The organism is Neobacillus cucumis, assembly GCF_002860255.1.
GTDB lineage: Bacteria > Bacillota > Bacilli > Bacillales > Cytobacillaceae > Neobacillus > Neobacillus cucumis_A.
This window is the reverse complement of record NZ_PGVE01000095.1, coordinates 13,027-28,078: the sequence shown is the minus strand read 5'-3', so window position 1 is coordinate 28,078 and position 15,052 is coordinate 13,027. Positions and strand designations below refer to the sequence as shown.

General features: G+C 40.0%; 14 protein-coding genes, 1 pseudogene and 1 riboswitch. Of the genes and pseudogenes, 1 reads left to right on the top strand and 14 read right to left on the bottom strand.

The window, feature by feature from the left end:
- The 12 genes and pseudogenes from fliF to CVD27_RS25055 form a co-directional block, all read right to left on the bottom strand.
- Entirely contained in the window at positions 1 to 1,632 is a 1,632-nt protein-coding gene (gene fliF, locus CVD27_RS25110; RefSeq protein WP_101651605.1) for a flagellar basal-body MS-ring/collar protein FliF, read from the bottom strand.
- A 27-nt stretch (positions 1,633 to 1,659) separates the two neighbouring features.
- Positions 1,660 to 1,929: a flagellar hook-basal body complex protein FliE gene (gene fliE, locus CVD27_RS25105; protein ID WP_257984487.1), complete on the bottom strand. Its 270-nt coding sequence runs from the start codon at positions 1,927 to 1,929 to the stop codon at positions 1,660 to 1,662.
- Between the two features lie 43 nt (positions 1,930 to 1,972).
- Entirely contained in the window at positions 1,973 to 2,413 is a 441-nt protein-coding gene (gene flgC / locus CVD27_RS25100) for a flagellar basal body rod protein FlgC (protein WP_101651601.1), read from the bottom strand.
- 10 nt (positions 2,414 to 2,423) lie between these two features.
- Positions 2,424 to 2,804: a flagellar basal body rod protein FlgB gene (flgB, locus tag CVD27_RS25095; protein ID WP_101651599.1), complete on the bottom strand. Its 381-nt coding sequence runs from the start codon at positions 2,802 to 2,804 to the stop codon at positions 2,424 to 2,426.
- 98 nt (positions 2,805 to 2,902) lie between these two features.
- A riboswitch (cyclic di-GMP riboswitch) is annotated at positions 2,903 to 2,990 on the bottom strand.
- A 119-nt stretch (positions 2,991 to 3,109) separates the two neighbouring features.
- Positions 3,110 to 3,487: a flagellar export chaperone FliS gene (gene fliS, locus CVD27_RS25090; RefSeq protein WP_101651597.1), complete on the bottom strand. Its 378-nt coding sequence runs from the start codon at positions 3,485 to 3,487 to the stop codon at positions 3,110 to 3,112.
- A gap of 17 nt (positions 3,488 to 3,504) precedes the next feature.
- Positions 3,505 to 3,861: a hypothetical protein gene (locus CVD27_RS25085; protein WP_142384144.1), complete on the bottom strand. Its 357-nt coding sequence runs from the start codon at positions 3,859 to 3,861 to the stop codon at positions 3,505 to 3,507.
- Between the two features lie 8 nt (positions 3,862 to 3,869).
- Positions 3,870 to 5,423: a flagellar filament capping protein FliD gene (gene fliD, locus CVD27_RS25080; protein ID WP_180960444.1), complete on the bottom strand. Its 1,554-nt coding sequence runs from the start codon at positions 5,421 to 5,423 to the stop codon at positions 3,870 to 3,872.
- 257 nt (positions 5,424 to 5,680) lie between these two features.
- Positions 5,681 to 5,923, bottom strand: a pseudogene (gene fliN / locus CVD27_RS25075) (flagellar motor switch protein FliN); the annotation flags it as partial.
- Between the two features lie 121 nt (positions 5,924 to 6,044).
- The gene (gene fliM / locus CVD27_RS25070; protein WP_101651590.1) at positions 6,045 to 6,968 is read right to left on the bottom strand and encodes a flagellar motor switch protein FliM; all 924 of its coding nucleotides are present in this window, start codon (positions 6,966 to 6,968) and stop codon (positions 6,045 to 6,047) included.
- 107 nt (positions 6,969 to 7,075) lie between these two features.
- On the bottom strand, positions 7,076 to 7,888 hold the full coding sequence (locus CVD27_RS25065) for a flagellar hook-basal body complex protein (protein WP_101651588.1): 813 nt from the start codon (positions 7,886 to 7,888) through the stop codon (positions 7,076 to 7,078).
- A gap of 21 nt (positions 7,889 to 7,909) precedes the next feature.
- Positions 7,910 to 8,335 carry a flagellar hook capping FlgD N-terminal domain-containing protein gene (locus tag CVD27_RS25060; RefSeq protein ID WP_101651586.1) on the bottom strand — a complete coding sequence of 142 codons (426 nt, stop codon included), beginning with the start codon at positions 8,333 to 8,335 and terminating at the stop codon, positions 7,910 to 7,912.
- A 12-nt stretch (positions 8,336 to 8,347) separates the two neighbouring features.
- Positions 8,348 to 9,430, bottom strand: a complete 1,083-nt coding sequence (locus CVD27_RS25055; protein WP_180960443.1) for a flagellar hook-length control protein FliK — start codon at positions 9,428 to 9,430, stop codon at positions 8,348 to 8,350.
- A gap of 134 nt (positions 9,431 to 9,564) precedes the next feature.
- Here CVD27_RS25055 and CVD27_RS25050 point away from each other — a divergent pair, with 134 nt between their 5' ends.
- A complete protein-coding gene (locus tag CVD27_RS25050) occupies positions 9,565 to 10,239 on the top strand; it encodes a glucosaminidase domain-containing protein (RefSeq protein WP_101651584.1) in 675 nt (224 codons plus the stop codon).
- 47 nt (positions 10,240 to 10,286) lie between these two features.
- On the opposite strand, the gene CVD27_RS25045 is transcribed toward CVD27_RS25050, so the two are convergent.
- Both CVD27_RS25045 and CVD27_RS29005 read right to left on the bottom strand, forming a co-directional pair.
- Complete coding sequence (locus tag CVD27_RS25045; protein WP_101651583.1) at positions 10,287 to 13,265, bottom strand: OmpL47-type beta-barrel domain-containing protein; 2,979 nt, start codon at positions 13,263 to 13,265, stop codon at positions 10,287 to 10,289.
- A gap of 96 nt (positions 13,266 to 13,361) precedes the next feature.
- Positions 13,362 to 14,966 carry a flagellin N-terminal helical domain-containing protein gene (locus CVD27_RS29005; RefSeq protein WP_101651581.1) on the bottom strand — a complete coding sequence of 535 codons (1,605 nt, stop codon included), beginning with the start codon at positions 14,964 to 14,966 and terminating at the stop codon, positions 13,362 to 13,364.
- Positions 14,967 to 15,052 lie beyond the last annotated feature (86 nt).

Here is a 15,052-nt window from a genome sequence, read left to right as displayed (position 1 = left end):
TTATCCCTCCTTTTCTTCCTTTAACCAGTAACGCAGCAGCTCAACGAATTCCTCCGTATTTTTACCTGCTAATTGATTAATTTCATTTTGGACGGTTTGCTTATTTCTAACATCTTCTTCGAATTCATTTATCGTTTTCGCTTCTAAAAACTCTGAGAATGGATCGAGATCGTCTTCCCTCTTACGTCTAATGAATCTCGCTGCAACGATTCCTCCTAGTAATAAAACGAAAGCAGCGGCTCCGATCCAGATATAATTTATATAAGACCGTTTTTCTGGCTCACTTACAGAGGCAGCCGCTAGATTGGTCTTTCCGGTAAATTCTTTAGGGAAAACGGTAATCCGCTTGTTAATATCAGCGTCCGTTATCGTTGAACTGTTGTTTCCAATCGCCGTACGGACCACATTAGAAATGATATTTCGAATGTTATCCTGGGTATCGGCTGTTAATGAAGCAGGATTTTTCGGATTCGGCGGTTCGACACCGACATTAATCGTTAAGTCTTCAATCGTATAAGGACTTTGGGTAATCTCTTTTGTGATTCGATTGAATTCGTAGTTGACTCTGTCCTGTGTTTCTTTATAATCATTATTTCCGCTATCACTGTTGCTGGCATAGGCCGGAACATCTCCCTGACCAGTCCCGCTTACCCCACTCGCCGCTGCAGCTCCATTGCCCTTGTACTCTTTGCTGATTTTCTCCACACTAACTGCGATTCCTAGCGGATTTCCATCTTTATCCTTGGTAAGTGGCTCTACTAGGCTTTGCTGCGTTTTGACTTTATCAAAATTCAACTTAGCAAAGGTTTGAACGTAGACTTTATCTTTACCGAGCATCGTTCCGAGCATCTGCTGAATACTGCGCTGAATATCGGCTTCAACTTTTTGTTTAATTTTTCTTTGACTTTCATAACTTCCGACCCCCACAAAAGAGGAATCATCATTCGAATCATCTAGCGATAAAAGTTGACCGTACTGATCTGTTATGACGATGTTTTCTTTTGGTAGATTAGGAATACTTTTGGAAGCTAAGAAATAAAGCGACTTAATTTGACCTTGCTCTAGTTCAGTTCCTGGCTCTAAGTCAACAATAATGGAGGCACTGGCCTTGTCCTCTTGTTCCGGCCGCACAAAGACACTGTCTTTAGGCATGGTAATCATGACTTCGGCGCTTTTCACACCACTAATCTTGGTCATTAAATTCGCTAATTGTTTCTGAATGGTCTCTCGTTCAATGACATCTAATTCTTGTTCGGTTACACCAAATTTTAAATCCTTTGTTTGTTCGGAAAAACTGATCGGACCGCTTTTCGGAAGACCCTGGGAAGCTAAACTGACGATTAAATCTTGTGCAGACTCTTTAGGGACGAGAATTTGCGTTCCATTATTTTCAATCTTATAGTCGGTGAACCCCTGTTTTTCTAATACATCTTTGATTTCGCCGATTTCCTTTTGGCTTAAACTATTGGTATAAAGAGGTACATAATTGGTCTTTAACAAGAAGAAAAATACAAAGCAAAAGATGGCAATCAGTACGATAAAGGTACCTAGGTAGAACGTTTTGCTTTTCTTGCTGGTATTTTTCCAAAAGCCCGCTATCCTCTCTTTCATATCTGTGATTTTCTCTTTCATAGGTTCCGCCTTTCAAAAAGCCAAGTGCTAGACTTGCATTCTCATGATTTCTTGATAAGACTCCACTACTTTATCTCTTACTTGCGTTGTTAATTGAAGGGCAATCTGCGCTTTTTGAGCAGCAATTGTTACGTCATGGATATTTTTGATTTCGCCTGTGGCTAACTTTTCTGACATGTTCTCTGATTCAACAATGGTGTTATTGGCACTTTTTAGTGCATCACTCAAAGCGGAAGAAAAGGACGTTGTTGGGGTTGGTATAGATTTGATTGATTGGCTTTGTCCCAAACCTGTCACTGAATTAGTAAACAATGAATTGATTTGCATCCTATAAAACTCCTTATCTGCCAATATCTAATGCCTTTAAAGACATCGTTTTTCCAACATTAAAAGCCGTCACGTTGGCTTCATAGGCACGAGAGGCACTCATAAGGTCGACCATCTCCTTGGTAATATCCACGTTTGGCATCATCACGTACCCATCTTTGTTCGCATCTGGATTCGTCGGGTCATAAACAGGCTGAAAAGGCGTTTGGTCTTCGACAATTTTTGTCACCTTTACACCATTAGCACCCTTTTCATTGTTTAAATATTGGCTGAAAGGGGCATTTCCCTGTGGCTCTACCTCGACCATCTTTCTTCGGTAAGGAGTCCATTCACCGTTCACTAATTTCCCTCTTGTGGTCGAAGCATTCGCAATATTGGATGAGATAACATCCATTTTCATACGCCCTGCTGTTAAGGCGGAAGCACTAATGTTTAATGGCTGAAACATTGACATCTTTTATCCCCTACCTTGATTTAATCGCTGTTTTTAATAAGTTAAATTCTTCACTCAGCTGATAGCTTAACGTTTGATACCAAATGGAGTTCTCCGTTAAATCAGACATCTCCTTATCCACATCTACACCATTCCCATTATTTTGTGTCACAACAGATTCTTCGGTGATAAAGGGTCTTGCTTGAGAATTCCCAATAGGAATATGCTTAGTATTCGACCGTGTCCCTTCAAAAGAAGAATTTGCTAGTTCTCCTTTTAATACTTCCTCAAAAACTACCTTTTGCGGCTTGTAATTCGGCGTATCCATATTGGCTAAATTATTTGAGATGGTATTGTGCCTTAACACAGAAACATCCAATGCCTGATTGAGGATAGAAATGTTTTGTAGCATAAATAACCTCCTTTTACCAATTGGATAAATTATCCAATTATTTTTTAGACAAAAAAAATGCTATTCCGAAGAATAGCATAGCAAATAAACTATAACTCTTCGGCAACTGGCTGGCATGATCATAAAATGATGGTAGCCCCTATAGCTTTGCGTCCCTGGATTTCCCCAGGTTTGCCATTATCGGATTGTTTGTCGTATTGTGATGATTTTGGTCGAAAATCTAATAATATAATATTACAATGCCCTTACAAATATTACAATGGGGAAAAAATGAAAAAAGACCTACTTAACAAAAAATTAACACGTTAAGTAGGTCTTACGACTTTCATGGCTTCCGTCCAAGTTCCTAGCAATTCTGCAAGCATTCCTTGAACTTCATCTAATATTTCAGTCTCTTTTTTTATATTTGCTTCAATTAATCTTCTTCTTAAATAGTCATAAAGAGGGAGCAAGGATTTGGAGACTTCTATATCCATATTCAGAGTTACCATTAATTCTGTGACAATATTCTGTGCTTTAATAATTCGATCATTGGTTCGAGGCAGATTCTTTTTCTCCAATGCCAGTTTAGCCTGCTCAATAAATTTAATGGCCCCTTTATATAATAGCAGGACCAGCTCTTCCCCTTTGGCAAATAACACTTGATTATTTTCATATGCTTGATAAGGATTTTTAAGAGACATGATCTTCCACCTTTACCCTATTTTCGTTTATCATAAAATATTCCGCTAGAAACAAACCCCATATCCCCGTAATGCTTCAACCGTTTTTCTTTTTTCAGGCTATGGATTTGTGAGAGAACTTTTTGCTGCGCTTCTTTTAGTCTTTCTTGAAGGATTTTCTCCAGAGCTTCAATACGAAGAAGCAGTTCTTTCATCTCTGGATTCATCAGAATCTGCTCTGCCTTTTGATCGAGAAAGTTTATTTTCTCAATATACTTTTGCCGTTCCTCCAGAGCGATTTGTACATTTTCCATTGATTCAGGATTTATTTCCATTATTAGTTTATTAGTAAGTTCGTAATACTGATGAAGTAATGCGTCTTTCTCTTTAAACAAGAGTTCCATCACCCACCCATTTGCTGTGTCAGCCAGCTGCTCTGGCTATTCGATTTTTGAATCGCCTGCTCCATCGCATTAAACTGTTTCCAATAGTAATCTTCTTTTGTTTGCAATCTTTTCTCCCAAGAATCAATTTGTGTATCAAACTGGCTAAGCGCTTTCGACAAATACGAATCACTTGAAGTACCAGCAGTTTTCGTAATTTTCTTCATCGTTTCATTGATTTGATCATATAATCGCCAGCCGGCACCGCTGTTAGCAAATTCGTCTTTATTGTTAGCCGTGTTGTTTAAGGAACTTTTCGTATCGTATTTTTTTGAAAACAATAACGAAACGTCATTGATATGATTTTCAAGTGCCTCTCTTAGCTTGGTTTCGTCGATCTCAAGCTTCCCATTATCCTTATAATTGGAACTAGTGGTAATCCCGATGTCTGCAAGTGAATCAAACTGTTTATTCATTTTAGTGGAATCCACATCACTTACATTCGAATAAAGCGCCGTCCTCAGCTTATCTAAGGCAGAGGAGATGATTTGATCGTCTTGTAATAACCCGCTCTTGGCCTTTTCTTCCCATAATTCAATCTCTTTGTCTTTCATATTTGTCTTTTGGTCGTCTAACAGCGGTGCATAATCCTTATACTTTTTTTCCTCAACCTTATCGTGCAAGGCTTTGATGGTGTCGTTATATTTATCGACAAATCCCTTGATAGTGTCATAGATCGCATCCACATCTGTCTTTTTCGTTATGGTGACATTGCTTCCAGCTGGCATGTCATTTTTGAAGGTGAAGGTAACCCCGTCATAGGTCAGTTCATTATTTTTCAACGTTAGTGTGGTCCCGTTAATGGTTACCTGACCGCCAACTGCTTGTATCGCTGAGACTCCTGTTGCGCCGCTGGTATTCCCAGCTGGAAAGTCATTCTGAGTTTCACTGATAGACCCGGCTGCCAGGTTCAATACATTATTACTGTTTGATAGATTGCTAATAGTCATACTTGTCGCTGGGTCTTTTGACGTAAAAACGATTGCCTGATCGCCGCTGGAATAGCTAGCCGTTACCCCAGTTTTTGCCGCTAATTCATTAATTTTTGTTATAGAGCTCCGGATGGTATCTTGTGCCGTAAGAGAAATCGTTTCTCCATTTAAAGTGAATTGGAACCCATTCCCTGTCCCAAGTTCAGTCGTTTCACTTGAAAGGCTAGTCGAAGCAAATTTCACGGAGGAGGGTGTTCCTGGCTGATAGGTTTTCACCGATGAAATGATATACTCGCTTCTGCTCGGAATACCCGATAGCGTGACATCTACCTTACTGCTATCGGATGAGGTCAGTTTGCTTTTGGTAAAAGTAGATTCTAATCTAAGGCTCTCCATTGAGGTACGGAGGTCAAGAAATTTTGTATTTACATCGCGGTAGGCATCCACTTTCCATTCGGTCTTCGTCTTGTTTTGTAGTATTTTATTTAATTGCGCTTTTTCTGCATCCATTAATTTTTTTACCATTGTTTCGGTATCGATTCCTGATGCCAAACCAGAAACACGAAGATTGTTTGTAATCATCCATCCATCCCCCGAACCATTATTTATCGTATCTATCATCTTTAACGACATAATAGGGTCTGGTGTAGAGGGTTATATAAAAGAAGAGGGTGTCCTTTATTCATTAAACTTGTCTGTTGATTTGCGCTCCAGGCGCAAAACGCCGAGGAGGCTCAAGAACCTCCCCGCGGAAAGCGAGCTTCCTTCGCTGCAATCAACAGGCCCGTTAGCAGGAGAAAATCAAAGGGCCGATTCTCGCAGAATCAGCCCATTTCATCTTAGTTGATGGTCTTATTTACAATTTCCGTAACACGAATACCAAAATATTCGTCAATGACGACGACTTCCCCTTTGGCTACGACCTTGCCGTTGATTAATAAATCAACCGGTTCACCTGATACGCGGTCCAGCTCAATGATGGAACCTTGCGAAAGCTCGAGAATTTCGTTTATCTTCTTTTTGGTTCTCCCTAGTTCCACGACAATTTCTAAATTTATATCCATGAGGAGATTTAAATTAACAGACTCCTCAACCACTTCCTCGTTTAAAGGTTTTTCTTCCAAATCCTTAAATAAAAAAGGCTTGGTTTCTTCCTTGACTTCCCCTAACAATGCTTCTAATTCCTCTTTTGAAAGTTTCCCGTCATGACTCATCTTTTTTACCCTCTTTTTCAAAAACAGTTTCGATTTCTGCTGCCAAGCGTGTCTTTTTGACTCCAGGTTTCACCAAAAACTTTACTTCTTTGCCAACCATCGCTTTTAATGGCTCCTCATAAAGCTGATCAAGCTGAACGATGTCACCCACATTTAATGATAAAAATTCCTCAATCGTCACATTGGAGCGCCCCAACTCGACACTAATAGGAATCTCCAACTCTTGGACTCTTGATTTCAACAGATGGGACTCCTTAGGACTATTGGTTTTATTACGCGCTGAAAACAATTGATAAGATGATAATTTTGGCAGGAATGGCTCTAAAATAATATAAGGAATGCAAATATGCATTAATTCCGTTAGCTCACCAATTTTGATATTAAAAGCAATGACAATAACCGTTTCGTTCGGTATCGCCACTTGCAAAAATTGTGGATTGGTTTCGATCTCAACGACCTTCAAATTGACGTTCATTAAATCTCTCCAAGATTTTTGCAGATGGTCAACGAATCCTTCAAAAAGGTTATCGAGTATTTTATTTTCAATGGGTGTTAAGGTTGTTTTTTCCTCAAGCTGAAGAGGGAACTCTCGGCCGCCTAGCAAGCGTTCCATAATCGCAAAAGCCATCTTTGATTTGAGCTCTATGATCATACGGCCTTTTTCCGGTGTTTCAAAGATATTTAAAATGGTGAAGGGTGGAAGCTGCTTAATAAACTCTTCATAAATCATTTGGTTTACGGACAGCACTTCCACTTGAACAATGGTCCTAAGTTGTGTAGAAATAGCGGATGCCAGCTGATAAGCAAAATTATCATGAATCCGTGTTAATACACGAACTTGTTCCATCGACAGCCGCAGGGCCTTTTTAAAATCATATACTTTTACGTCATTGCTGTTTTCATACAATTTCATCGTGTTTTTCCTCACCGCCGTAAAATGCTCTAAAGGGAAAGCAGGTCACTTTCCCTCTAAATACTATCACTTATATTTCATCACGGTCTAGCGTTATTTGGATGAAGTTATCGTTTTAAGTTTACGAGTTCTTCTAAAATAGAGTCGGATACAGTGATTACTTTGGCATTTGCCTGGAATCCGCGCTGGGCAATAATCATGTCGGTGATTTCTTCTGAAAGGTCCACGTTTGACATTTCTAATTGACCAGAAACAATTTGACCCGCATGATTCGTCTGCCGATCGGAGATTAAATCATCTATGTTTTGCTTGATATCCGAATTCCCGGTTAGTTCATACATCGAGCCGCCCACTTTCTTTAAACCGCCCGGATTTGAAACCACCACGGTGCCAAGTGTTCCCTTCGGATCCGTCGTTCCGTCCGCCTTTACCGCTGTCACATTGCCATTAAAATCAATAGAGTAAGAAACATAATCTGAACTTATCTTTATACCCGATTTCCCGTCTGCCTGAAGCACTTTATAGCCTTGTGGAGTGACGAGGTCGCCGTTCGCATCGAGGGTAAAGTTCCCTGCTCTTGTTAAATACTTGGAGCCATTATCATTTTGCACAGCAAAGAAACCATTTCCGTCAATATATAAATCAGAAGAAAGATTCGTTGTAGTCGGACTTCCAGCTGTATGGATCGTATCAACTGTGGCTGTTTTCACCCCCAGGCCGATTTGGACTGGATTGGTTCCCCCTGCATTGCCAGAAGGAGTCGAACTCCCGCGCACGGTTTGACTTAGGACATCCTGAAACATAATCCGACTCTTTTTGAATCCTACTGTATTAACGTTTGCAATATTGTTACCAATAACATCTAATTTATTTTGGAAAGCCTTCATTCCGGACACACTTGAATTTAAAGAACGCAGCATGATTTTACCTCCAGGTTTTCATTAGCCTTGTGTTGTTACATCTTTAGCAGAGTTAATAATTCCAACAGGAATCTCTTGATCATTAATTTGATAGTAGAATTGGTTATCTTTTTTAATAATCCCTTTAACCACTCCACTTTCTTGCCCGCCTGTCTCTTCATTGATCCAGGATACTTCTTTGTTCATCATATTAGAATAACGGCTAATATCATTTTGTTGACTAGTCATAAATTGATTAAAAGCCTGATTTAAATTAGAAATTTGTTCAAGCGTACTAAATTGAGCCATTTGCGCAATCATTTCACGATCTTCCATAGGCTGAGTGGGATCTTGATTGCTTAATTGAGCAGATAAGATTTTAAGAAACATATCTTTGTCTAATTGACTCTGCTGCTGTGGTTGCTTCGTGCTCGTTGTTGTTTTCACTGAATTCACTGTATTTAACATGGTTTCCCCTCTTTACGCAAGAATATTTATGGTGTTTTCTATTGCTTCACGCTTGTATTCTTCGAGACTAGCATGACTTTGGTAAATTTCATCCAAATTGATTTTCTTTTTTGAAAATCGTTGTTGAGACTGATCCTGTCTCGATCTTTCTTCCTGCTGTGAAAAAGAATGCTGTAGTCCTTGTCCAGCTAGTGAAATTTCCAGTCTATCCACTTGAAACCCTTGCTGCTGTAACGAGGAGCGTAATAAGGATAGCTGCGATTCTAATTGTTCTTTTCCTGCCAGGGTTTCAGCCGTAAAGTGAGCCATTACTTGCCCTTTATGGATTGATAGTTTCACTTCGATGTCTCCGAGTTTTTCAGGTGTCAGCGAAAATTTCGCTTCAATGAACTCTGAGGCATTTTTGAAATGGTTTTGATTCGTGATTAACTCTTTTACCTCTGAAAAAAACTGTTGGACGGTAACCTGAGATGACTGCGGTATTTCACTTTTGAGAGTTGGTGTGACAGTCTTGTTAGGTAAAAACGACTGAAATACAACCTCTTTTCCTTTAAACTGATGTGGAGGATCAAAACCAAGCTGAGGCTTATTATTATCTCGGTGAAAAACAGGAGTGGATCGAAGGAGATCCTCACCTGCTTTTTGAACAGGCTGGAAAGTGGTTTTCCCATCCTTTGGTTTGGCCGCTTCAGCCTCTTCAATCAACTTGACTATTTTTTCAAAACTGATGGGTTCCTTTTGTTCAGCTGTCTTGTGCAATGTCTTTTCTAATTTCCCAAGTAACGGGTTTGGGGTATCACTTTTTTGAAGTAAGGAACTGATCATATCAATTAAATCATTTCTAGTTTGCAACTCATTTTCTTGATGATTTGAATCCGGATTGAGTATTTCATCCATGGGTTCGCTGTTCTCTCCATCCTTTGAAAACAAGGAACTCAGCATAGCTAGTAGATTTTTTTGAGGAGAAACCGGCTCTTGTTGTAACGCATTCAATAACTCCATAAAATCACCCGCGGCTTGGTCACTTTGTTTATTACTGTTGTCTAATTGAGGTATATTGTTTTGTACACGATTTAAGGATGCCGATGAGATCACAACGAATTCTCCCTTCCAATGGAGGATAGGTATTTTTATAGAAAAATTAATAAAAGTATTCCGATAGGATTTACCTGATTTTTGAATTGTAGTAAAATAATAGAAAGTAAATCTTAATACAGGAGTCTTACAATATGAGTATTGGTCCCGTTTCATCAGATTGGCTAAAAAATCTAGCACTACTTACTATATCGACGAATCTTCCGGGGATGAATAGTGCAAATCAGCAAATTTCAAATGGTGATTTATTCCAGTCTCTTTTACAAGCTTTCTTACTTGAGCAGCAGGAATCATCGAATCTACCATCATTCCAGCTTTCAAATGGAAGTTTTCAAGCAAGTTCTCCACCAGTGATGAATAACATCAAAGATTACTCACATATACTAAAAGGACCGGTGAGTTTGGATTTTTCGGAGATCTCTTCAGATCATTTAAATTCAGCTCTGAAAGGGAAGTTAAGTAATCTTGGGGAGCAGTTCATATCAGCTGGCAAAGAATACAATATTAATCCGAAACTGTTGGCCTCAATAGCCATGCATGAATCTGGTAATGGTTCGTCACGGGCGGCATATGCCAAGAATAATATTGCCGGCATGATGGGGAAAAATGGCTTAAAGCAATATGACTCGATTGAAGAAAGTATTTTTGATATGGCACGAAATTTAAAAAAGAATTACTTAGATAAAGGCCTGGACACGGTTGCTAAAATCGGGGCCAAATATGCACCAGTTGGGGCTTCTAATGATCCAACCGGTTTAAATAATCATTGGGTAAAAGGGGTAAATAATTTCTTCGGTATACTTTCTTAAAAAGGAAGAGGCTGTTCCAAAACGTATTGGAACAGCCTCTTTTTTCGTTACTTTTTTTGGTTATTAATGACATCAACTGTTGTGCTTCCCATGACAAGCACACCATCAACGACTGCCCGGAATACTAATCGCTCTTTGCTTTCATCCCAAACAAAGTCGTCCCGTTCAAATTTAAATTGGCCGGTTTTCGCTTGGTTTTCTAAGCCTTTGCTGCCGCTCAGGGCATGGACGTGGTTAATAGTCACTGTAGTGAGGTCTACTTTATTAAAGCTATAGCCCTTTGGTAATGTGGCTCTTACTGTAAATTCACCATTGTTGCAATTGATGACCTTTGGAGTCACCTCAATGGTTGCTTCAATATAGGCAGTAATGGTTTTTTCGACTACTGTCTTTAATCCAGCGTTGTCGATTGCTGTGATTTTTATCGTATTCACGCCAGGTTGATCCAAGGTAATTTGGCCAGTTGTGTTTTTCACGCCATTGACTTCTACATAGCTTTCTTTGATACCAGAAAGATTGTCTGTTGCTTCATACGTAAGATCTAAGCTTGAACCAAGTGCATATTCCGCTGGGAATTCTGCTTTGATTACAGGGGCGGTTTTGTCGATCTTTACTTCTACTGTTTTCTGTTCTTCTATATTTCCAGCGTTATCGACACTGTAAAATGCCAGCTGATGAACGCCTTCTGTTCCAACAGCCGCGTTTGTGCCTTCGCTAAAATCAGCGCCATCAATAGAATAGTAAGTTGCTTTTACGCCACTTAAATCATCTCTTGCTGTTAATTTTACATTTACAGAATCGGTGTACCATTGATCCTTCACATCGCTGACTGTGACTGGGGCCGTTTTATCTACAACTACTTCAATTTTCTGCTGAATTTCAAAGTTTCCAGCATTGTCAATACTATAGAAGCTAACGGTATTAACGCCTTCTTGATCTACCGTAAAGCTTGTACCTTCTTTAAAGTCTGAGCCATTTACAGAATAGTAGGTGGCTTGAACTCCAGAAAGGTCATCCGCCGCTGTTAATTCCAAATCAACCTTATCTTTATACCAATACTCACTTGCATTAATAACGGACTCCGGTGCTTGTTTATCGATTTTAACGTCTACGCTTTTCACTTCTTCGATGTTCCCGGCGTTATCCACACTGTAGAAGGAAACGGTATTAATGCCTTCTTGCTGAATGGTTAGTTCTGTTCCTTCAACGAATTCTGAATGATTAATAGAGTAATAGGTACTCTTTACACCACTTAAATCGTCGGTTGCAGTAAGTTTGACAGTTACGTCGTCCTTTGACCATTGTCCATCGGGATCGGCAACTGTAACAGGTGCTGTGACATCGGATGGTTGGTTGACTTCCACTTCAACGGTTGCGTAATCAATGGACTCTGTACCATCGCTAGCGACCGGAACGATGATATACTCGTGAGTGCCTTCTTCTTTAGGAGTATCTACGGTAATCGTAGGATCTGTTGTGGTCCCAACTAACACACGTTCACCATCTACTACTTCGTAGACGTTGTATTTGACTGCTTCTTCTACTGGCTGCCAGGTGAGTTTGGTGGTATCTCCGTTGACTTCTGGTTTACTCGCCTCTGGTGCAGGTAGGACTGGATTTACTTCAGCCACAACAACGTTTGAATAGGCTGATTTTCCGAAACGGTCGGATTTAGCGATAACCATGTATTCGTGTTTGCCTTGAGGCAGATCCTTAACAGAGTAACCCGTTTTTGTTGTGTTACCAATTAGTGTCGGCACTCCATTTACTAATTCATAAATCTCGTATTCAGTTGCATAAGGGATAGCAGACCAGCTAATCATGGCACTGTTAGCCGTATCCATGGTTAATACTGCCTTAGGTGCCTGCATTTCTGGAAAATCAACCGTTACATCATATGCCTTTGGTGCAGATTCACCAAAACGGTCACTAACCGAAACGATTTCGAAGATATAATCACCTTCTGGAAGATTGCTAAAGTAGTAGGAACGGCTTGTAGTAGTGGCGATTAGTTCCTTATCACCATCAACAATCTTATAAACTTGATAATTAGTAGCATACTTAGCCGAAGTCCAAGTTAGCATTACATCGTTTCCATTATAAAAATAAGAAGAAATTTGATCTGGCGGCAGCATGTCAGGATAATCAACGGTTACATTGATTTGGCTTCCTGTTTTTGATTCGCCGAACCGTGAACTATAGGATGTAACCTCATAAACATTTTGTCCTTCAGGCATACCCGCTATATATTGTCTTGTATTAGTCGTATTTGCAATTAATTTTCTTTGGCCATCCACCAATTGATAGACATTATATGAATCAGCAAAAGCGACTTCCTTCCAGCTTAAAGTCGTATTATTAATATCGTATATATAGGAAGTTAAACCATCTGGAGCGGCCATAACAGGGTAGACCACATTCACAATGAAAGAATTTGCTTGAGACTCTCCATATTTATCATTGTACGAGGTCAACTCATAGGTATGCTGCCCCTCCGAGACATTCGTAAATGATTTGCTTAATGTCGTTACTGAAGCCAGTAATTCCCGCTGGCCATCTTTTACTTCGTAAATTTTGTAACCATTAGCAAATTCTACTGCATTCCACTTTAAGGAAACATCATTACCATTAAAAATGGTAGAGGTGACTCCGCTAGGCGGCTGCATGTCAGGATACTTAATCACTACATCTATGGATGTGGATAACGGCGATTCACCTGCACTATTCACCGCTGTCACCGCATAAGTATGAGTTCCAGCTGAAACCGTAGGAAAATATCGATTGAGGTTTGACGTTTGACTGATTTGAACCCTTTCTTCCCCTTTGATCTCATACACACGATAAACGGATGCACCAGTGACCGCATCCCATCTTAAAATGACGTTATCCACGCCATCAAGAGAGTACCGCAAATTTGCAGGTGCCGGTAACGTGCTGGCAGCTAATGCGGAAGTAATGGGCGATATCAATTGAAATAATAGAACAACTAAAACGAAGAAAGAGAGTATCCTCTTGTTTTTTTGCATATTTGTACCTCCTTCACAACTGTATTAGAAATATTGTCAGTTTAAAAAGAAGTCCCTTAATTCAAGAGACTTCTTTTAAATTATGAAAACTAAATATTAACCACGAAGAAGTTGTAATACACCCTGAGGCTGTTGGTTGGCTTGCGCAAGCATGGATTGAGCCGCTTGAGAAAGAATGTTATTTTTAGTAAACTGCATCATTTCGTTCGCCATATCCACATCACGTAAACGAGATTCAGCAGCGGTTAAGTTTTCCGATGAAGTTCCAAGGCTGTTGATGGTGTGCTCTAAACGGTTTTGGATTGCCCCTAATTTAGAACGTTCGGATGAAACTGTACTAATCGCTCCATCTAATACTTTCAATGCATTTTCTGCACCAACTTCACTCATAAGGGAGATATTAACTCCATCCTTTTTAAGACCTAGTGCCACAGAATCCATCGCGTTGATTCCGATTTCTAATGTTTGGCCGGAGTTTGCACCTACATGAATGGAAACAGTGTTATTTGCTGATCCAACCGTAATTGTAGAGGAATCACCAGCATTAATTGTGTCCTTGAAGGATAATTGTAGGTTGGATACCTTAACCACAGAGTTTGAACGTACAGCAATTTTTCCGTCGCCCGCTCCTGCAGCGCCGTCCCCATTAATATCAACGGAAGCGATAAAGTCATCCTTGTTTCCTGCTACTTGAATTTGTTCCAGTCCGCCATTGGTTCCACCGTTCATTTCCTGATTAAAAGAAGAACGAACAATGCCATCTGAAGATGCGGCAGTAATGGTTAAGGTACTGATATCATTTGCAGCACCTGACTGACCTGTAATGACCAATGAGTTCGCAGCAGATGCAGGCTGGTCAAGACCCATTGCATCAACGTCTGCGGTAGCGGCACCACCAGTTGTATCCATTGATACATCCGCAGCACCTAATGTATTTTTAACAGATGCCATAAAGTCATCTAATGTGCTATCTGCAGTGACAACGTAAACGGAATTTTTCACTTCTCCGCCAACAACAGCAGAAAGAGAAATTTCATCACCAACTTGGAGACCATAGTTGCTCGTACCATCGCCAAGGTTAGTCAATTTAGTTGTTCCACTTACTGCTGCAGGAGTAGTGCCGTTGTGATCCATTAATGTACCTGTTTGCCAAATAGAGGCTGTTGCCGCCGCTAATGGACCCGTAGTAGTAACCGTAGTTGTTCCAGCTGCAGCTGTTGCAGAAGCTACTACATTATCAACGGCACCACCAGTGGATTGAGCAAATTTTGCTGTTTTAGAGATATCACCATTTAGAATTTTGAAGCTGTTGAATTCCGTATCACCAGCTACACGATCGATTTCGTCGATTAATTGGTTTACCTCTGTTTGAATATTTTCTTTATCTTGAGTGGTAGACGTTCCGTTTGCTGCTTGGTTGGCTAGTTCACGAACACGCTGCAGGATGCTGTGTGTTTCGTTCATCGCACCTTCAGCAGTTTGGATTAAGGAAATACCGTCTTGAGCGTTGCGGGATGCTTGATCCAATCCGCGGATTTGTGCTCTCATTTTTTCAGAGATGGCTAAGCCAGTTGCATCGTCAGCCGCACGGTTAATACGTAGACCGGATGACAACTTTTCTAAGTTCTTGGATGCAGCATTTGAGTTTGCAGATAATCGATTATAGGCATTTAATGCTGAAATGTTGTGATTGATTATCATTTTTAATATTCCTCCCAGTTTGGTTATGTAGTAGTTTGTTACCTTGTCTTTCTACTATTTATTAACGGCCGTTTCAGTAGAATGGA